The organism is Mesorhizobium sp. WSM4850 (genome assembly GCF_055811735.1).
Map to the genome: position 1 here is coordinate 51,936 of NZ_JBVVPV010000016.1, position 17,854 is coordinate 69,789.

18 protein-coding genes and 1 pseudogene are annotated in these 17,854 nt (G+C 62.5%); 5 read left to right on the forward strand and 14 right to left on the reverse strand.

All coding sequences use genetic code 11. The features are described from left to right. Window positions 1-77 precede the first annotated feature (77 nt). On the forward strand, window positions 78-287 hold the full coding sequence (locus AC0L2Z_RS17205) for a hypothetical protein (protein ID WP_023801824.1): 210 nt from the start codon (window positions 78-80) through the stop codon (window positions 285-287). 419 nt (window positions 288-706) lie between these two features. Continuing rightward, a complete protein-coding gene (locus AC0L2Z_RS17210) occupies window positions 707-1,858 on the forward strand; it encodes a hypothetical protein (RefSeq protein ID WP_287260015.1) in 1,152 nt (383 codons plus the stop codon). Here AC0L2Z_RS17210 and AC0L2Z_RS17215 read toward each other — a convergent pair. From AC0L2Z_RS17215 to AC0L2Z_RS17240, 6 genes and pseudogenes are all read right to left on the reverse strand, one after another. Continuing rightward, window positions 1,839-2,399 (reverse strand): hypothetical protein, encoded by a 561-nt coding sequence (locus tag AC0L2Z_RS17215; protein WP_473628854.1) that lies wholly within the window; start codon window positions 2,397-2,399, stop codon window positions 1,839-1,841. The genes AC0L2Z_RS17210 and AC0L2Z_RS17215 overlap by 20 nt on opposite strands. Next, window positions 2,375-2,968 carry a hypothetical protein gene (locus AC0L2Z_RS17220; RefSeq protein ID WP_287174818.1) on the reverse strand — a complete coding sequence of 198 codons (594 nt, stop codon included), beginning with the start codon at window positions 2,966-2,968 and terminating at the stop codon, window positions 2,375-2,377. The genes AC0L2Z_RS17215 and AC0L2Z_RS17220 overlap by 25 nt, the downstream gene beginning before the upstream one ends. Then, window positions 2,965-3,450, reverse strand: coding sequence for a hypothetical protein (locus AC0L2Z_RS17225; RefSeq protein ID WP_128172544.1), 486 nt, complete (start codon window positions 3,448-3,450; stop codon window positions 2,965-2,967). The genes AC0L2Z_RS17220 and AC0L2Z_RS17225 overlap by 4 nt, the downstream gene beginning before the upstream one ends. A gap of 342 nt (window positions 3,451-3,792) precedes the next feature. Beyond that, window positions 3,793-4,149, reverse strand: a complete 357-nt coding sequence (locus AC0L2Z_RS17230) for a VOC family protein (RefSeq protein ID WP_473628855.1) — start codon at window positions 4,147-4,149, stop codon at window positions 3,793-3,795. 29 nt (window positions 4,150-4,178) lie between these two features. Next, a pseudogene (locus AC0L2Z_RS17235) lies at window positions 4,179-4,576 on the reverse strand (SRPBCC family protein). 68 nt (window positions 4,577-4,644) lie between these two features. Next, the gene (locus tag AC0L2Z_RS17240; protein ID WP_473628856.1) at window positions 4,645-5,439 is read right to left on the reverse strand and encodes a helix-turn-helix domain-containing protein; all 795 of its coding nucleotides are present in this window, start codon (window positions 5,437-5,439) and stop codon (window positions 4,645-4,647) included. A gap of 316 nt (window positions 5,440-5,755) precedes the next feature. Between AC0L2Z_RS17240 and AC0L2Z_RS17245 the strand changes: the two genes are divergently transcribed. Further along, window positions 5,756-6,442 carry a TerC family protein gene (locus tag AC0L2Z_RS17245; RefSeq protein WP_023801832.1) on the forward strand — a complete coding sequence of 229 codons (687 nt, stop codon included), beginning with the start codon at window positions 5,756-5,758 and terminating at the stop codon, window positions 6,440-6,442. A gap of 192 nt (window positions 6,443-6,634) precedes the next feature. Beyond that, window positions 6,635-7,948 carry a 30S ribosomal protein S12 methylthiotransferase RimO gene (gene rimO, locus AC0L2Z_RS17250; RefSeq protein WP_023801833.1) on the forward strand — a complete coding sequence of 438 codons (1,314 nt, stop codon included), beginning with the start codon at window positions 6,635-6,637 and terminating at the stop codon, window positions 7,946-7,948. A 172-nt stretch (window positions 7,949-8,120) separates the two neighbouring features. Here the strand turns inward: rimO and AC0L2Z_RS17255 are convergent, their stop codons facing one another. The 8 genes from AC0L2Z_RS17255 to AC0L2Z_RS17290 form a co-directional block, all read right to left on the reverse strand. Next, window positions 8,121-9,188 (reverse strand): BMP family ABC transporter substrate-binding protein, encoded by a 1,068-nt coding sequence (locus AC0L2Z_RS17255; protein WP_023801834.1) that lies wholly within the window; start codon window positions 9,186-9,188, stop codon window positions 8,121-8,123. Between the two features lie 52 nt (window positions 9,189-9,240). Further along, on the reverse strand, window positions 9,241-10,161 hold the full coding sequence (locus AC0L2Z_RS17260; protein ID WP_128172541.1) for an ABC transporter permease: 921 nt from the start codon (window positions 10,159-10,161) through the stop codon (window positions 9,241-9,243). Then, window positions 10,161-11,273 (reverse strand): ABC transporter permease, encoded by a 1,113-nt coding sequence (locus AC0L2Z_RS17265; protein ID WP_128169542.1) that lies wholly within the window; start codon window positions 11,271-11,273, stop codon window positions 10,161-10,163. The genes AC0L2Z_RS17260 and AC0L2Z_RS17265 overlap by 1 nt, the downstream gene beginning before the upstream one ends. Continuing rightward, the gene (locus tag AC0L2Z_RS17270) at window positions 11,270-12,847 is read right to left on the reverse strand and encodes an ABC transporter ATP-binding protein (protein ID WP_473628857.1); all 1,578 of its coding nucleotides are present in this window, start codon (window positions 12,845-12,847) and stop codon (window positions 11,270-11,272) included. Before AC0L2Z_RS17270 ends, AC0L2Z_RS17265 begins: the two co-directional genes overlap by 4 nt. Before the next feature lie 229 nt (window positions 12,848-13,076). After that, entirely contained in the window at window positions 13,077-14,054 is a 978-nt protein-coding gene (locus AC0L2Z_RS17275; protein ID WP_473536545.1) for a quinone oxidoreductase family protein, read from the reverse strand. Between the two features lie 34 nt (window positions 14,055-14,088). Next, window positions 14,089-14,925 carry a phosphatidylcholine synthase gene (gene pcsA / locus AC0L2Z_RS17280; RefSeq protein WP_023801839.1) on the reverse strand — a complete coding sequence of 279 codons (837 nt, stop codon included), beginning with the start codon at window positions 14,923-14,925 and terminating at the stop codon, window positions 14,089-14,091. Next, window positions 14,922-15,536 carry a DUF1326 domain-containing protein gene (locus AC0L2Z_RS17285; RefSeq protein WP_023801840.1) on the reverse strand — a complete coding sequence of 205 codons (615 nt, stop codon included), beginning with the start codon at window positions 15,534-15,536 and terminating at the stop codon, window positions 14,922-14,924. Before AC0L2Z_RS17285 ends, pcsA begins: the two co-directional genes overlap by 4 nt. A gap of 12 nt (window positions 15,537-15,548) precedes the next feature. Next, window positions 15,549-16,487 carry a DUF2182 domain-containing protein gene (locus AC0L2Z_RS17290; protein ID WP_287342571.1) on the reverse strand — a complete coding sequence of 313 codons (939 nt, stop codon included), beginning with the start codon at window positions 16,485-16,487 and terminating at the stop codon, window positions 15,549-15,551. Between the two features lie 62 nt (window positions 16,488-16,549). On the opposite strand from AC0L2Z_RS17290, the gene AC0L2Z_RS17295 reads away from it, so the two are divergent. Next, entirely contained in the window at window positions 16,550-17,761 is a 1,212-nt protein-coding gene (locus tag AC0L2Z_RS17295; protein WP_473536546.1) for a UbiH/UbiF family hydroxylase, read from the forward strand. Window positions 17,762-17,854 lie beyond the last annotated feature (93 nt).

Sequence of the window (17,854 nt, forward strand, 5' to 3'; positions counted from 1 at the left end):
GCACAGCCGGATTGGCATCGTAATTGCCTTTTGAGTCTCGCCACAGCGTAGCCACAGCGCTTGCGAAGGAGATGGAAATGGGTTTGGCCGAAGACCTGTCTGATGTTGCCCTCACATTCGCTTGTCCGGATTGCTCGCATCCGGCGGTAAGGAAGGGCTCTGCGCTGAAAACCATCGCCCACTTCAGATGCGACGGGTGCAACGCCAAGGTGCGGATCACTTATCCGCAGAAACTGGCGATCTTCGAAAAGCACAAGCTATTGACTGCGCACGGGGCATGGCAATAACTCAACGCAGTTAAGAGCCAGGTTCGATTTCCACGTGATTCCAAAGGGTTTTGGCGAATTGATGAATTGATTTGGACGATGACGGGATCCCCGATCGCCCGGAAACAACTTGGCCGAGCATGGCTGCGCCATGAACGGATTTGACGGACGCCAAATGCCATGATTGAACCGCAGCTGCCATCGCCTGCAAGGCGGATGAGGTGAACTTGCGATACCTCCGATCGTATTCAACCCCAGGTGGTTTGAATTTGATCGCAACGGTCTGAAGGCGGACCGTTTGGTGAAACAAAAATCCAGGATCGGACTACGAAACCGACGCGATGACCACGGCAATTGAGGACATATATCGGCCGCTTGCTTTAACCGCGAGATTGCTTGTCCAGTACTGGCCGCAGCTATTGCTTGTCGGCTGCCTGGGTATGATCGCTCGTGGTCTGCTGCTTCAGGGCGCCGTGACGATCGGCCTCCAATTCCCGCTAGGCGGAATGGTCATGCTGTCGCTGGTGGTCCTCGCCAAGCTTACGGTGCTGGTCATGATGTTCGTGGTGCTCCGGCCGCATATGCCGGCGGTGGCGGCACTGAGGCAAAAAGCCAAAAAGGCAGTGGACGAAACAAAGCGCGAGCCGGTCCTGGCGATTACCGCCGCTGCGATCCTGCCGTTCTTCGCCTATTATGCCGCCTGGGGTTTTCTTGGCGATACGGTTCGCGAATATTCGCGCATGGCGCTCGCCCAGGCCGATTTCGGCAAGAGCGTCGACATCTTCGCCATTCTTCAGTCAAGCGGCGTGGCACTGTCGATCGTCATCTGCTGGCTGGTGCGTTTTGCCGCCAAGCGACTGGATGCGCGGGCGTCTCATCCCTACTGGCGGCTGCTGATCGTAGCGACGGACGCAACCTGGGTCTTCATCGGCCTCTACGCGCTCGGCGTATGGAAGGACCAGTTGATCCGCTGGCTTGGCGCAGGCGCCGCGCTGCAACAGCTCAGCCTCGATTTGCTTGCGCCGGTAAGTCAGGCGGTCGCAGCCGGCCAGTTCGTTCCCGTTGAATTCCGGCCGCTTCCCTTCGGCGAGCAGCTTCAGAATCTATTCTTTTTCGCGTTGCTGCCGATTGTCTGGCTGGTGATGGCGGCGATCATCAACGGCTATGAGCTTTCCGCGCCGGCCGCTCCCGGTCCTGCGCCATCCCGAGCGAGCTCCTGGCAGAAGTGGCTGAAGGATTTCGCGTCTCACTTCGTTGGCGGTTACCGCAGCCGCTATTCGCCGGTCTGGACTTGCGTCAAACTGACGCTCAGTGCCGGCCTGGCCACGCTTGTCGCCTTCGTCATCGCCTATCAGGCCATCTCGTGGGCCGGCGCCTGGACATGGTATGGCCTGACCAGGCTGATCGGAGCGCACGATCTCGGGACCTGGCAGATCTTCGCCGATGCCATCAGCCTGTTCATCGGCAGCCCTAGCGACCTCGACGGAGGAATCCTGCTCGATCCGGTCCGGGTCGCGCTGCTTGCAGCCGTGCTCGAGACCGCGGTCGCCATGGCTGGCGAAGCGAATGGCGTCAGGTCCGCGGCTCGCTGACGCTGAGATAACTCGGCAGCCCCGAGTAGAGGGCGATCGACAGCCTGAGGCCGCTCGCCGCAGGTGGGATCGAAAAACTGGCAGCCATCCGTGCCGGTTTGCCGGGCTCCGTCGCGGCGAATGCCATGCCGCCGCACAGGGACCGTTGCTCGTGCTCCGGATACTGTTTCCTGACCACCGGATCGGCAAACAGGGTTGGCCGCCATTCGCGACTGCTGCCATCGGAAAGCCGCACCTCGCAAGGTACCGAGCCGAGCGCTTTCGGGTCAGCAGCGAGAGCTTCGAATTCGGCAAGCACGACGGCGCTGCCCGCGCTGCCTGCCAGTCTGGTGAAGCGTGTCACGGTCCAGCTGGCGCCGGCATAATCGACCGGCTGCCCCAAGCTCGCAGATAGCGGCTGGCGCAGATGTTGGGAGCGCCAGTCCTTGATGCTTCCCCACGTCTGCACGGCCAGCGCGGCAGGCAGTGCGACCACCAGCGCCATCATGCTCAGCCAGTAGCCTCGGCGCGTTGACGTCACCTTTGCGGGAGAACTGTCCATGGCGGCCTTTCTTCGTTGCGGCGGATGGTGATCGCCGGCTCGATGTCTTTGCCCGAAATGTTCGTGGCGATGCGGATCTCGTCGTCGAGCGGCAGCAATTTTGTGGGTGCGACCACGACGGTGCCGTCGGCGACGGCATCCTCCGGCACTTCGAACACCAGAAGGACCCGGCGTGGCAGCCCGGGCTGGTAGACATCGCCCGGCATCATTTCGATCGTCGCCCACAAGCGGTCGGTCAGGACATAACGGATGCCGCTGCGGCTCAGCCACTCGCCCGATGTGAGTCCCAGGGTCTCGAATTTCGCCTCGGCCTCGCCTTCGACCACAACCCATACGCCGGAACTCGTGTAGGTCTTTGACTTGCCGAAGGTCTCGACGTTGAGAACACGCGCCACCCTGGCGCTGTCCAGCGAAAGCGCGAAGGCGCGGGCCTCCACACGCTTGTTCATCCCGCCCGAAGCGACTATCGGCGATGTAATGTCGCTGTACAGCGGGCGCGTGTGCTGCATGCCGTAGAGCACGGCGGCAGCCAACAGCAGCGCCAGCGCCGAACGCAGCATGCGCATCATGGCGCCTTCTCCACCGGCAGGTCGACCGTCGCAACCGGATCACGGTCGAACCACCCGCTTGCGCCGTAGACATTGTCGCGCAGCTTGTAGATCTGGCCGGTGACGGTGATCGTCACCTTGTCGGGCACGGGCACACCGGCCGGCCACTCCCAGGCCATGGTCAGGCGTTCCGGCATGTTGGGATTGAAATATCCCGCCAAATACTTGTCACGATCGAGATAACCCGTTGGCATCGGCAGCTTTTGCGCCGGCGCGCTGAGCGTGACGACGCGATGGAGCACGTTGTTGGGGGTGGCGGAACGGTTCACCACATCCATGTCCACCATCACAAGCTGCACGGGCCGCGATGGGGGAACGCCTGTCGGCGGCACGGTTCCGACACGTGCCGTTCGCAAGGTCACAAACCAGCGACCGGCATCGATTTGCTGGCCTGCCTGCACAACCGGCACCTTTGGCGGATGGGCAGCTTCGTAGAGCGTCATTGAAAACGAGATTGCCGATGCGGCCAGCCCGCCCAGGCCTGCAATCAAAAAAGCATACAGCCTTTGCCGTATTGTCGTTCGTGTCGGTTCCGTCATGCGCCGTGCGGTATGCGATGGTCCTCAGGCCAGCCTTATACGATGCGAGATCAATTTGTTACAACAGCAGCGGCAGGCATCTCCAAGGGGTTCAGCGCAGGGACACCAGCCGCGCAATCGGATCGTTGGTGGCTCGCCCGGTCAGTGTTCAATCCCCGCTCCTGGCGCCGAGCGCGGCCCGCCTAAACCATTCGCCCCCAAACCATTCGAGAGGCACCGGACTCGGCTCGGCGCCCCTCACCTTCTTCACTTGTCCGACCACACGGCCAGCTCGTAGCCGTCCGGATCGGAGAAATGGAAGCGGCGGCCGCCCGGGAAGAAATAGGCGGGCTTGACGATCTTTCCGCCGGCCTCCTCGACATGGCGCTGGGTCTCGTCGAGCTTGTCGGCATAAAGGATCACCAGCGGTCCGCCTGCCGCCTTGCCCTGGCCACCCAGAGCGAAGCCGCCGGTCAGGCGGCCGTCGTTGAACTCGCAATAGCTCGGCCCGTAGTCCTTGAAGGACCAGCCGAACGCCTTTCCATAGAAGTCGCGCGAGCGCGCGATGTCGCCGACGGAAAACTCGACATAATCGATGCGCTTGTCGTTGCTGGATTTGGCCATGATCTTCTCCTTTCGCGGTTTTTGGATGCTCAGCGCTCGAGCATTGCCTTCAGGCTGTTGAGGTCGCGCTGCACGGCCTCGGCGTCGGCAGCGAATATCTCCTCCGTCATGTCCGGCGTCCTCAACAGCACGAACATGACCTCCGCGCCGGTCCCGTTAGGAACCACGCGCACCGCATTGCGGGTTTCCTTGTCATCGGCAAAGACGATGTGATCGAGGACGCCGTATTCGTTCGGCCGGGAGAAGCGGATGCGGATGGCCCGGCCGTCGGGGTCCTCCGCGGTCCATTCCTCGCCCGATCTTTCGAAGCGCCTGCCGAGGCCTGCCGCCCAGCGCTGGAATTCTCAGGGATGGAGGCGAAGTCATAGACTTCGCGCCAGTCCCGGTCGATGGACACGGTGATGATGCGGGATTTGTAGATCGTCATATCTGCCTCCTTTCAACGAAGGCAGACTAGGCCGCGTTGGCGGTGGCGTATTGAACGAAACGGCCAGCTCAGGCGCCGAGCTGCCGCAGAACCGTCGCCGGCGAGAAGCCCGACAGGCGCCGCACCTCGCGCGTCAGATGCGCCTGGTCGGAATAGCCCGCCTCGAACGCCAGACCGGCCAAACGCGGCTCGGTGGACTGCCGCGCCAGGTTCAGGAACCGCTGGAAGCGGAGGATGCGGTCGAGCGTCTTCGGGCCATAGCCGAAAGCCTCCTGGCAGCGGCGGCGAAGCGTTCGCGGGCTGACGCCGAGCCGGTCGAGGATCACCGCCATGCCCGGACCGGCGGATTCGGTTTTCAGCGCGTTGAACGCAAATCCCGTGTCCGCAGGCGGCGGCTCGACATCCGGCGCAAGCCTGCAGAGTGCCGCTTGCATCGCCCGCATCCGCTCTATCGTCGAGGACGCCTCGCCAATTTTTTCGGCGATTTCGCGCGCAAGCGCTCCCCAGAAGTGGCTGAGCGCCACCCGGCCGCCGACGATTTCCGACATCGGCAGGCCGAGCCATCGGCTTGCCGCACCCGGTCGGAAGCGGGCGCCGATCACCGTAGAGCCAGGTGTCAGAATAGAGAGGGCAACGGCCACGTCGGGGCCCGCCACGACCAGATGGCCGTCGATCCAGGTGATGTCGACGCAGCCGTCGGGGACCACGGCCGACAGGCTCGCCGCGTCCGGGCGCAATGTATTGGACCAGGCACACTGGAAATGCCCTTCGAGTGCGGCCGCAGGATCGAACTCGCGGTACTCCCCGATTGCCCCGGAAAGGATTGGTGCCCGGGAAGGGACGGGTGTGTTGTCGGACGTCACGAGCCTCTCCTGTGAGGAACTTTAGGCATCGTACCCTTCGGTCCCCGAAATCTATTGCGCTGGCGGCGGGCTTCAACCCTGTCCTCTGTGCTCCAACCCTCGTTTGGGGCCTGCACTGTGAGCGGGCGTCTGCGGTGCAATGCGTCTTGACGACCGGGGCGCTGTTCGATTGGCAGCTTTCACCGGCTGCTGGAGATGTCGCCCTCGGTAGGCAGTTTGCCGTCTTTATCGCCATGGAGCCTTGACGCACGGGAACCATACACGTTAGGGCGTCCGGGCACGAACGATTGGCGACCAAGCAAGGAAATTCCAGCTGATGGAAATTTTTACCGCCGCCGGCCTCGCGGCCCTGCTCCAGGTCATTGCCATCGACCTTGTGCTTGCCGGCGACAATGCCATCGTCATCGGCCTTGCTGCGGCGGGCCTGCCGTCGGATCAGCGCAAGAAGGCGATTCTCGTCGGCATTGCGGCGGCCACCGTGCTTCGCATCTTCTTCGCTCTGATCACCCAGTGGCTTCTCACCATCGGCCCCATTCTCCTCATAGCCGGCGGCCTGCTGCTGCTTTGGGTGTGCTGGAAGATGTGGCGCGAGTTGCGTGTCAGCTACGAGCAGGAACATGACGCGACGGAAGCGTTGTCGAATGTCGATTATGACAAAAGCGGGACGATTGGCGGCAAGGGGCCGCGCAAGACCTTCGCTCAGGCAGCCTGGCAGATCGTCATTGCCGACGTTTCGATGTCTCTCGACAACGTCCTTGCAGTCGCCGGCGCGGCGATGGACCATCCGACGGTCCTGATCATCGGCTTGGCGCTGTCGATTGCGCTGATGGGCTTCGCCGCTTCGTTTGTCGCTCGCCTCCTGCATAAGTACCGCTGGATCGCCTATATCGGCCTGGTGATCATTTTCTATGTCGCCGTGAAGATGCTTCTGGATGGTGCTGTGCAGCAGTGGCCCGAACAGTTTGCGTTCCTGGCGCCCTGGTTCGGGCCGGGCGGCCATTGAAACCTGAGCAGTGCCGGTCTTAGCGTGCAGGCCCGCCCGAGGCGCCAAGCCATTCCTCGGTTTGCCTGATTGCGGAACTATGCTATTGCGCCGTGCGAATTGAGCTTCTGCGAAAGTTCAAAAGATCAACATGCATCGAGACTTCCGGGCCGGGCCTAAGGGTTTCCGGCCCGCGTCCATTGGAAACCGCAAATGTCTGCCCCTCGCGTCAGTTTCGTCAGCCTTGGATGCCCCAAAGCCCTCGTGGACTCGGAGCGCATCATCACGCGCCTGCGCGCCGAGGGCTATGAGATCGCGCGCAAGCATGACGGCGCCGATCTGGTCGTCGTCAACACCTGCGGCTTTCTCGATTCGGCTCGCGATGAATCGCTCAATGCCATCGGCTCCGCCCTTTCGGAGAACGGCAGGGTCATCGTCACCGGCTGTCTCGGCGCCGAACCGGACGTCATCCGCGAAAAACATCCCAACGTTCTCGCCATCACCGGTCCGCAGGCCTACGAGAGCGTGATGGCTGCGGTGCATGAGGCCGCGCCCCCGAGCCACGATCCCTATGTCGACCTTTTGCCGCCGCAAGGCGTCAAGCTCACGCCGCGCCACTATGCCTATCTCAAGATTTCGGAGGGCTGCAACAACCGCTGCACGTTCTGCATCATCCCGGCGTTGCGCGGCGATCTCGTTTCGCGGCCGGCGGCCGACGTGCTGCGCGAGGCCGAGAAACTGGCCAAGGCCGGCGTCAAGGAAATCCTGGTGATCTCGCAGGACACCAGCGCCTACGGCATCGACATCAAATACCAGACCAGCATGTTCGGCGATCGCGAAGTGCGAGCCAAATTCCTCGATCTGTCGGAGGAACTCGGCAAGCTCGGCGTCTGGGTACGCATGCACTACGTCTATCCCTACCCGCATGTCGCCGATGTCATCCCGCTGATGGCCGAAGGAACGATCCTTCCCTACCTCGACATTCCTTTCCAGCACGCCTCGCCGCGAGTGCTGAAGAACATGCGTCGGCCCGCCCATGGCGAAAAGACGCTCGACCGCATTCGCGGCTGGCGCGAAATCTGTCCGGATCTGGCGATCCGCTCCACCTTCATCGTCGGCTTCCCCGGCGAGACGGACGACGATTTCGAGATGCTGCTCGACTGGCTGGACGAAGCCAGGATCGACCGCGCCGGCTGCTTCAAATACGAGCCGGTCAGGGGCGCCCGCTCCAACGACCTCGGCCTCGAACAGGTACCGCAGGAGATCAAGGAGGCGCGCTGGCACCGTTTCATGCAGCGCCAGCAGAAGATCTCGGCAACGCAACTCGCCAGGAAGGTCGGCAAGCGTCTGCCAGTGCTGATCGACGAGGCGCATGGCACCTCGGCGAAGGGCCGCACCAGATACGACGCACCCGAAATCGACGGCTCGGTGCATATCCAGTCGCGGCGTCCGTTGCGCGCCGGCGATGTCGTCACCGTCAAGATCGACCGTGCCGACGCCTACGATCTTTACGGCTCAGCGGTCTGACCGCATCTCGCCCTACGGCGCCGCGTCCTTTCGGGCGGCAAAGGACGCCGCATAACATAACACCTGATTTTGCGCATGACCCTTCCCGAAATCGATCCCTATTTCGGGCTCTTGCTAAACGAAAGGGCGCCGCGCGGCGCCCTTCCTGTCAAGATTTTGGCCCATCTTGCGCTTACTGCGGCAGCTTGTCGTCGACGCCCTTGACGTAGAAGTTCATGCCGAGCAGCGTCGGGTCGTCGGCGACTTCGCCTTCCTTCAGCCACGGCGTGCCGTCCTGCTTGGCGATCGGGCCGGTGAACGGGTTCCATCCTTCGACGATCTTCTTCTCGGTGGCTTCCGCCATCGCCTTCACGTCGTCGGGCATGTTGGTGTAAGGGGCCATTTTAACGGCGCCGTCCTTGATGCCCAGCCAGACATTGCCGGGTTTCCATGTGCCGTCGAGCGCGGCCTTCACCCGGCCGATATAGTACGGGCCCCAATCGTCGACGATCGAGGTCAACTGCGCCTTGGGGGCGAACTTGATCATGTCCGAAGACTGGCCGAAGCCCTGCAGTCCGCGCTCTTCGGCGACTTGCAGGGCAGCGGTCGAGTCGGTGTGCTGGACGATGATGTCGGCGCCCTGGTCGAACAGAGCCTTGGCGGCATCGGCTTCCTTGCCCGGATCGAACCATGAATTGATCCAGACGATCTTCGCCTTGAAATCCGGCTTGATCGACTGGGCGCCGAGCATGAAGGAATTGATACCCATCACCACTTCGGGAATCGGGAACGAAACGATGTAGCCGGCGACGCCCGACTTCGATTGCTTGGCGGCGATCTGGCCGAGGATGTAGCGGCCTTCGTAGAAGCGTGCGTTGTAGATGCCGAGATTTTCTGATGTCTTGTAGCCGGTCGCGTGTTCGAACATCACGTCGGGGAATTTCTTGGCGACCTTCACTTCGGGGTCCATGAAGCCGAAGGACGTACCGAAAATGATCTTGCATCCTTCGCGCGCCAGGCGCTCGAAGGCACGATCGGCATCGGGACCCTCGGAGACGTTCTCCAGATAAGCGGTCTCGACCTTGTCGCCGAGCGCCTTCTCCACGTCCAGGCGGCCCTGGTCATGCTGGTACGAATAGCCGAAATCACCGATCGGGCCGGTATAGACCCAACAGGCTTTCAGCTTTTCCTGCGCTTCGGCGGTCGCCGCCAGCGACAATGCCGCCGCCGCGGTCATCAGCGCAATAAGCAGTTTTTTCATCGTGTTACCTCTCTGAGTTAAGCCTTGGAGCTTCCCGTTTGTCTTTTTATCGTCAGCGATCCGGAACGAATGGCTGCCCCAAGGAAGCCGGTGTGTTCATCATCGTCAAACGCTTGTTGCGCGAGATTAGAACGAGAACCACGATGGTTGCCAGATAGGGCAACGAAGAAAGCAGTTGCGAGGGAACCGGAATGCCGAAAGCCTGTGCATGAAGCTGGCCGATCCAGACCGCGCCGAAGATATAGGCGCCCGCCAGCACCCGCCATGGCCGCCATGATGCGAACACGACCAGCGCCAGCGCAATCCAGCCGCGCCCGGCGGTCATGTTCTCCACCCATTGCGGCGTATAGACCAGCGACAGGTGGCCCCCGGCAAGGCCCGCACAGGCGCCGCCGAAGATCACTGCCAGATAGCGGTAGCGGATGACCTTGATGCCAAGTGCATGGGCCGATGTGTGGCTGTCGCCGATCGAGCGCAGCGTCAGTCCGGTGCGGGTCTTGAACAGGAACCACATGACGGCGGCGGTCAATGCAATCGAGATGTAGAAGATCGGGTCCTGGCCGAACAGCAACCTGCCGACGATGGGCATCGCTGTCAGGCCGGGAATGTCGAGGTTTGGCAGCCTCGCGCCGGGCTGGCCGACAAAGCTGGTGCCCATCATGCCGGAAAGCCCCAGGCCGAGCAGTGTCAGCGACAGGCCGGTCGCAACCTGGTTGGTGGCCAGCGACAAGGTCATGACGGCGAACAGCAGTGAAAACACCGCACCCAGGGCGATCGCCGCCAACAACCCGATCCATGGCGATCCGGTGAGATAGCCGGCGCCGAAACCGCCGACCGCCCCCATGATCATCATGCCTTCGACGCCGAGATTGAGCACGCCGGAACGTTCGACCACCAGCTCGCCAATCGCCGCGATCAGCAAAGGCGTCGCCGCGGTTGCGATGGTCAAAAGAATGTTGACGGTGATGTCCATCAGCGGGCCTCCTCCAGCTTCGGCGCGGCTTCAAGCGTCGGCGCAGCCAGGCCGATCAGACGAATGCGGTAGTGAATGAGCGTGTCGCAGCCGAGCACGAAGAACAGGAGCATGCCCTGGAACACGCGCGCCACCTTGTCGGAGATGCCGAGCGCGCTTTGCACCGCCTCGCCGCCAAGATAAGTCAGCGCCAGCACCAGGCCCGCCGCGACAATGCCTAATGGATTGAGCCGGCCGAGGAACGCCACGATGATGGCGGCAAAGCCGTAGCCGGGCGAAATCACCGGCTGCAGCTGGCCGATGGCGCCGGAGACTTCCGAGATGCCGGCAAGTCCGGCCAGTGCCCCCGACAGCATGAAGGCGAAGAACACCATCCGGTGGATGCCGAAGCCGGCGAAGCGCCCTGCCCTGGGGCTTGAGCCGAGCACGCGGACCTCAAAGCCTTTCAGCATGCGGCTCATCAGGATCCAGACCAGCACCGCCGCGACCAGCGCGAACACGAAACCCCAATTGGCGCGGCCGGAGGCCGGCATCAATTCCGGCAATATCGCCGAGTCGTTGAACTGTATCGTCTGCGGGAAATTGAAACCCTTCGGATCGCGCCACGGCCCGCGCACCAGCCAGTCGAGGAACAGCTGCGCGACATAGACCAGCATCAGGCTGGTCAGGATCTCGTTGGTGTTGAAGCGCGCCTTGAGCAGGGCGGGAATGGCGGCGTAGGCGGCACCGCCGACCATGCCGAACAGCAGCATCAGCGGCAGCACCAGCGGCCCTTCAAACTGCGGAAACAGCACCGGAATGCTCGATCCGACGATGCCGCCCAGGATGAACTGGCCTTCCGCGCCGATGTTCCAGATGTTGGCTCTGTAGCAAACCGACAGGCCGACCCCGATCAGGATGAGCGGTGCCGCCTTGATCGCCAGCTCATGCAGCTGCCAGACCTGACTGACAGGCTCGAGGAAATAGATTTGGAACGCCTTCAAGGGATTGACGCCAAGCAGCGCGAACAGGATGGCGCCGGCAATGATCGTCAGCACGAATGCAATGAAGGGCGACAGCGCCGAGAACAGCATCGAGCGCTGCGGCCGTTTGACGAGTTCGAGGCGCATCATGACGTCTCCAGAGCGTGTTCGGCGTGGCCCGGCTCGGCCCCGCCCATCAGCAGTCCGATCTTTTCGAACGTCGCCTCGGCGATCGGCAAAGGCTTCGACAACTCGCCATTGTGCATCACCGCGATCGCGTCGGATATCTCGAACAATTCGTCGAGATCCTGGCTGATGACCAGCACTGCCGAGCCGCTGCGCGCCAATTCGATAAGCGTCTGCCTGATATGGGCGGCCGCACCGGCGTCGACGCCCCAGGTCGGCTGATTGACGACCATGACGCTTGGCCTGCGGTCGAGTTCGCGGCCGACGATGAATTTCTGCAGGTTGCCGCCTGAAAGCGCTGCCGCCTCCGGGTCCGCAGAGCTCTTGCGCACATCCATCGCCTTGATGATGCGTTGGGCAGCTGCATAGATCGCATCGCTTTTGACCATTCCGCCGGCGCCGACAAAAACCTTGCCGTCGGTGGCATGGCGCGACAGCAGCAGGTTTTCCGAAAGCTTCATGCGCGGTGCTGCACCGTGGCCGAGCCGCTCTTCCGGCACGAAGGCAGCGCCCATCAGCCGTCTGCCGGTGATGCTGAGGTGGCCGGCGTCCTTGCCGCGGATACGCACCGAGGCGGCATCCTGCTGCGGCACCTCACCGGAAACGGATTCGAAGAACTCGCCCTGGCCGTTGCCGGCGACGCCTGCAATGCCGATCACTTCGCCGGCGCGTACGGCCAGGTTGATGTTTCTGAGCGGGATCGAGAACGGCGTTGCGGGCTTGCGGCTGAGCGCGCGGATTTCAAGCAGCGGCTGCGCAGTCTCGATACCCTGGGCCGGCGCGCGCACCACGGCTTGCACGTCGTTGCCGACCATCATGCGCGCCAGCGATGCCGCGGTTTCCTTGCGCGGATTGCAATGGCCAACGACCTTGCCGTGGCGCAGCACGGTAGCGCGGTCGCAGATACGCTTGACCTCTTCCAGCCGGTGCGAAATGTAGAGGATGGACTTTCCTTCCGAGCGCAGCCGTTCGAGCGTCTCGAACAGCTTGTCGGCTTCCTGCGGCGTCAGCACCGAGGTCGGCTCGTCGAGGATGATGAGCTGCGGCGTCTGCAGCAGACAGCGGATGATCTCGATACGCTGGCGCTCACCGACCGAGAGGTCGCCGACCAGCGATTGCGGATCGAGCGGCAGGCCGTAGCTATAGGAAAGCGCCCTCGCCTTCGCGGCGATCGTGCTGATCGGCGAACCGTCGTCCAGCGACAGCGCGATGTTCTCGGCCGCCGTCAGTGCCTCGAACAGCGAAAAATGCTGGAACACCATGCCGATGCCAAGCTTCTTCGCAAAGCCGGGATTGGTGATCGTGACCGCCTGGCCGTTCCAGAAAATCTCGCCCGAATTGGGCTCCAGCGTTCCGAACAGCATTTTGACGAGCGTCGACTTGCCGGCGCCGTTCTCGCCGAGCAACGCATGGATTTCGCCTTTTGCGACGATGAGATCGATATGGTCGCACGCTGTCAGTGTGCCGAACGTCTTGGTAAGGCCACGAACCTCAAGCAGGTTGGCGTCGTCCTGATTTGCACTCACAGTGCCTCCCATCTGGTTTGCCAGATATGTTCTGTGTTCCCGCAGGCATGGTATGCGTGGCCTGCTGTCATCGCAAAGCGGCACCCGTCTTGAAAGAGCTTCAAGAATTTCAGCGGAAACCTAACGCATCGGCCGGAAAATCGAAATCGATTTTCGGAAAGCACGATGCGCAGATTCAAAATGTCAGAGCGTGCTTTTGTGCGTCCAAGTGGACGCAGGTCGCTCCAAGCGATGGCAAGGCTCAGGGGACAAAAATGGTTGTCCCGGTCGTCCTGCGGCCTTCGAGGTCGGAATGCGCCCTGCCGGCGTCCTGGAGCGCGTAGCGCTGATTGATCTTGATCTTGACCGCGCCGCTGAGCACGATTTCGAACAGCGCGGCGGCGGACGCCTCCAGGTCTTCGCGCCTGGCGTTGTAGACGAACAGTGTTGGACGGGTTGCAAACAGCGAACCTTTCTGCGCCAGCAAGGACATGCTGAACGGCGGGACCGGTCCCGACGATTGGCCGAAGCTGGCGAACATGCCGAGCGGCTTCAGGCAGTCGAGCGAAGCCGGAAAGGTGTCGTTGCCGACCGAATCATAGACGACGTCGCACTTCTTGCCGCCGGTGATGGCGAGGACGCCGGCGACGAAGTCCTGCTCGCGGTAGTTGATGACGTGGTCGAAGCCATGCGCCTTGGCGAGCTCGATCTTGTCGGCGGAGCTGGCGGTGCCGATCACGGTTGCGCCGAGATGCTTGGCCCATTGGCCGAGGATCAGCCCGACGCCGCCGGCCGCCGCGTGAAACAGGATCGTGTCGCCCGCCTTCACCTTGAAAGTACGGCGCAGCAGGTATTCCGCCGTCATCCCTTTCAGCATCATGGCCGCCGCCTGTTCGTCGCTGATACCGTCCGGCACCTTGACGACGCGATCGGCCGCGATCACGCGCTGCTCGGCATAGGCGCCAGTCGTCACGGCGTAGGCGATGCGATCGCCCGGCTTCAGCCAGTCGACGTCCGCGCCCACTTCCACCACCACCCCGGCCGCCTCGCCGCCGGGTATCAGCGGGAAACCGCCTGGCGGCGGGTAAAGGCCGGAGCGATGATAGACGTCGATGAAATTGAGGCCGATCGCCGTGTGCCTGACCAGGATTTGCCCCGAGCCGGGTTGGCCCGGATCGGCGTCCTCATAGGTCAGGACCTCCGGACCGCCATGGGCGTGGATGCGTATTGCTTTGGACATTGATGAGGCTCTCTTGGGACCAGACTCTATGGGATCAGGTTTTCTTGGCGCCGAGCGTTGGAAAGAGCTGCATGATACCGCCGATGCATGCGAGGTAAAGTCCGGTGACCGTGATGCCGATCTTGGTGAAGACACTCACCTGCTCGCCCAGGACGCCGATCTGGTCGTAGAAGGCGGCAAGAGCTGCTTGCGCCAGCGCCAGCGCTCCGAAAGCGCACCATAGCAGCGTCATGCCAAGGTTGATCGGCCGCAGCCGCGCCACCCGCACCGGGTGGATGAAATTGATCGGAACAAAGGTCAGGATGCCGGCCACCACGACCACGGCGAAGGAAACCCATTGTCCCGGCTCGATGACGAACAGCGTGAACACCACCATGTTCCAGACCACGGGAAACCCCTTGAAGAAATTCTCCTTGGTCTTCATCCCGGTGTCGGCATAGTAGATCGCGCTCGACACGACGATGATCGCCGCCGACAGGAACGACAGGCCCTCGCCCATGAAGCCGCGCTGGTAAAGCGCGAAGGCCGGTATCAGCACATAGGTGACGTAATCGATGATGTTGTCGAGGAGTTCGCCCGACCACGTTGGCAGGATTTCCTTGACCTCGAGCTTCCTTGCGATCGGCCCGTCGATGCCGTCGACGAACAGCGCCAGCCCCAGCCACCAGAACATCGCCGTCCAGCGCTGCTCGCTCGCCGCCACCAGCGACAGGAACGCCAGGAACGAGCCTGATGCGGTCAGCAGATGCACCGAAAACGCGCGCGCCTGCGGCCATGTGACTTTCTTCTTCGGCCTCGGAATCTTGTCGGCGATTTTCCTGGCCGTGATTTTTCCGGCCGTGATTTTTCTGGCCGTTGTTTTTTTGCTCACGGGCCCCGCCAGTCCAGCTTGCAGATTTCGGCCGAGCGGCCGGCAAAATTCCAGTTGCGGCCGAAGGCCCGCATCTTGCTCTTGTCGGACCTGGCGACGATGATTTCCGGTGCGATCCAGTACTCCGAATTGCTGATCACCGTATCCTTGTCGCGGTCCTTGCCGGAAATCGGCGTTACGGCTCCATCGATGATCTTCGGGATCTGGAAGATTCGGGTCCTGTCGCGCGTCTCATAGGTGATCGGCGCCTGCTCGACGCCGAGGAACTTTCCGACCAGGATGGAGAGCAGCGAGGTGGTCCCGCCAGCCTTGCCGGTGAAAATCCTGGTCAGCGCCTTTACCGCGTAGACTGAGGCGCGCTTGTCGATGAACAGTCCGGCGGTCCAGTTGCCGCGGCTCATATAGCCGGGGATTTCCATGACCAGCCCAAGATTGAGGCCGGAAAGCTCGACCTCGCCGAAATGGCCGGCGTCGATGCGGAACCCCGCCCAGGTCTGACAATAGCCCTCGGTCGGCGGATGACTGCCGAGAGAGAGCACGCAAGGACAAAAAACCGTGCAATTGCAGGAGAGCACCAACTCTCCTTTCATTGCCCAGCCTTGATCCGCCATAGAATTCTCTCCCTATGCCGAGACTACTAGCAGGGCGGTTGCCCAGACAAGCAGTATCGCACCGGCGACCCGGGTTGGCAGCCTGCCCGCCGTCTGTTTTTCGATCAAGGTGAACAGGCCGATCAACGCCAACCAGAACACGTTCATCACACCGACGGCGAACATCACCAGCATCAGCGCCCAGCAGCAGCCGAGGCACCAGACGCCCTGCTCCATGCCGAGCCGGAAAATGCGGCCGGGCCTCGCGCTCCAGTTCGAAAACAGGATCGAGAACGGGCTTTTGCATTTTGTCAGGCAGGCTTCCTTCAGGCCGCTGAACTGATAGAGGCCAGCAACCAGAAGCGCAGCCGCTCCTGTCGCTCCGACCACCGGATCGAGCATCTGCACAGATGAGGCGAAGGCGTGAACGATGAGCGTCAGCGCCGCAAACACTGCCGACGCAGCCAACCACACGCTGAGGTAACCGGCGACCAGGATCAGCGGATGGACGACCGCTTCGCCCTTGATCCGCGCGGTATCGGCAATCTCGCAATAGGTGCGGATCATCGGTGCCGCCGAAGGCAGCATGGTGGCGACCGCCATCAGGAACCACATGACGATGAGCGCTCCGGCCTGCGCGCCGACGCCGCCGTCGAGCGGCGCAGGTGCAAGACAAAGGCTGAAGAAGCGCTCGAGAAGATCCGGCAGCGGCAGCCCCGGCAGGTGCCTGAGCATCGTGTCGCCGGGTGCATCCACGCCCGGAACCCGGCTTTCGGCGCCACGTATGGCCATGGCGCCAAGCAGCAGCCATGCCAGGACGACGGCTGCGCCCAAAACGATGTTCACCGCCAGTCGAGGATTGCGCGAGACGCTCGCCGCTGCGCGGCCGAAACGGTCGAGATGACTGAAATCATGGTCTTCGGCGGTCATGGCAGTCGAATGGGCCGAATCGCCGCGTTGATCAAGCCGCATGATCTGATCTATATGCTCCTCAGGTCGGACCGACCGCCTCGCATCGCAACCGGGAAGCCGAATTGGACCGTCGGGAAACAGCACGGATACTGGTGGCCGGCAGTGGCCCGGCAGGGCTGATTGCAGCGCTTGGTTTCGCAGACGCCGGCTTTCCCGTGACGCTCGTCGGACCCGAGGCAAATGGCCAGGACGGCCGCACGACGGCCCTGATGAACCCGGCCCTGAAGATCCTCGAGCGGTTGGGCGTCCTCGATGCGGTGAGGTCCCAGGCCGCACCGCTGAGGGTGATGCGCATCGTCGATGCAACCAGCCGGCTGATCCGCAGCCCGGTGGTCATTTTCCGCGCCAGCGAAATCGGCGAGCAGCAGTTCGGGCTGAATTTACCCAATAGTGCGCTCAACCCCGCACTTGCCCGTGTTGTTGCCGCCCATTCCGGCATCGAATGGCGAAAAGCGATGGTGGAGACCTGGCGCCTGGACGGCGACCATGCGCATGCGATCCTGCCTGACGGCAGCGAGATCACGGCATCGCTGGCCGTCGCTGCCGATGGCCGTTTGTCGCCGGCCCGCGAGGCTGCCGGCATCTCGACGTCGGCGCGGTCCTATCCGCAGGCGGCATTGGTTCTCAATTTCGGCCACCGCAGCGACCACTCTTTCACGTCGACCGAGTTCCACACCGAGACCGGCCCGTTCACCCAGGTTCCCCTGCCCGGCAACCGGTCCAGCCTTGTCTGGGTGGTAGAGCCGGAAACGGCGAAGGAACTCGCCGCACTGGACGACGCGGCGCTTTCGATGCGCGTCGAACAGCGGATGCAATCGATGCTGGGCCGGGTTTCCGTCGAACCCGGCCGGCAGATCTACCAGCTTTCCGGCGTGACGCCGCGGTGCTTCGCGCGCAACCGGGTCGCACTTGTCGGCGAAGCCGCCCATGTGTTTCCGCCGATCGGCGCACAAGGTCTCAACCTTGGTATCAGGGATATCGATGATCTGATTGGAATTGCTTGCAAAAACAGGGATGACCCGGGCGCCGTCAAGGCCCTCGCAGCCTATGATTTCAAGCGCCGGCCCGACATCCTGGCGCGCAGCAATGCGGTCAACCTGCTCAACAAATCGCTGCTCTCGCAGATGCTGCCGGCACAGATGGCGCGCAGTGCTGGCCTTGGCGTGCTCGGCGGATTCGCGCCGCTCCGCGCCTTTTTCATGCGCGAGGGGCTGCGGCCCGGCAGTGGTTTTGCAGCGCTCGCCGGCGGCTTAAGGAAACAGATCCGGCGCTAGCACAGGGCGGGCTGGCCCGTAGTTGGCGTGGCGTCAAGCGTTCGGCATTGAAATCATGCGGCGTCTGCGTCAAATAGGTCAGGTATCAGCCAT

Bases quoted from the DNA above. Each gene is read 5' to 3' on its own strand.
- AC0L2Z_RS17290 (WP_287342571.1), bottom strand. From the start codon at position 16,487: ATGCGGCTTGATCAACGCGGCGATTCGGCCCATTCGACTGCCATGACC.
- AC0L2Z_RS17230 (WP_473628855.1), bottom strand. From the start codon at position 4,149: ATGGCCAAATCCAGCAACGACAAGCGCATCGATTATGTCGAGTTTTCC.
- AC0L2Z_RS17255 (WP_023801834.1), bottom strand. From the start codon at position 9,188: ATGAAAAAACTGCTTATTGCGCTGATGACCGCGGCGGCGGCATTGTCG.
- AC0L2Z_RS17285 (WP_023801840.1), bottom strand. From the start codon at position 15,536: ATGGCGGATCAAGGCTGGGCAATGAAAGGAGAGTTGGTGCTCTCCTGC.
- rimO (WP_023801833.1), top strand. From the start codon at position 6,635: ATGTCTGCCCCTCGCGTCAGTTTCGTCAGCCTTGGATGCCCCAAAGCC.
- AC0L2Z_RS17270 (WP_473628857.1), bottom strand. From the start codon at position 12,847: ATGGGAGGCACTGTGAGTGCAAATCAGGACGACGCCAACCTGCTTGAG.
- AC0L2Z_RS17210 (WP_287260015.1), top strand. From the start codon at position 707: ATGATCGCTCGTGGTCTGCTGCTTCAGGGCGCCGTGACGATCGGCCTC.
- AC0L2Z_RS17245 (WP_023801832.1), top strand. From the start codon at position 5,756: ATGGAAATTTTTACCGCCGCCGGCCTCGCGGCCCTGCTCCAGGTCATT.
- AC0L2Z_RS17225 (WP_128172544.1), bottom strand. From the start codon at position 3,450: ATGACGCTCTACGAAGCTGCCCATCCGCCAAAGGTGCCGGTTGTGCAG.
- AC0L2Z_RS17265 (WP_128169542.1), bottom strand. From the start codon at position 11,273: ATGATGCGCCTCGAACTCGTCAAACGGCCGCAGCGCTCGATGCTGTTC.
- AC0L2Z_RS17275 (WP_473536545.1), bottom strand. From the start codon at position 14,054: ATGTCCAAAGCAATACGCATCCACGCCCATGGCGGTCCGGAGGTCCTG.
- AC0L2Z_RS17205 (WP_023801824.1), top strand. From the start codon at position 78: ATGGGTTTGGCCGAAGACCTGTCTGATGTTGCCCTCACATTCGCTTGT.
- AC0L2Z_RS17260 (WP_128172541.1), bottom strand. From the start codon at position 10,161: ATGGACATCACCGTCAACATTCTTTTGACCATCGCAACCGCGGCGACG.
- AC0L2Z_RS17220 (WP_287174818.1), bottom strand. From the start codon at position 2,968: ATGATGCGCATGCTGCGTTCGGCGCTGGCGCTGCTGTTGGCTGCCGCC.
- AC0L2Z_RS17215 (WP_473628854.1), bottom strand. From the start codon at position 2,399: ATGGACAGTTCTCCCGCAAAGGTGACGTCAACGCGCCGAGGCTACTGG.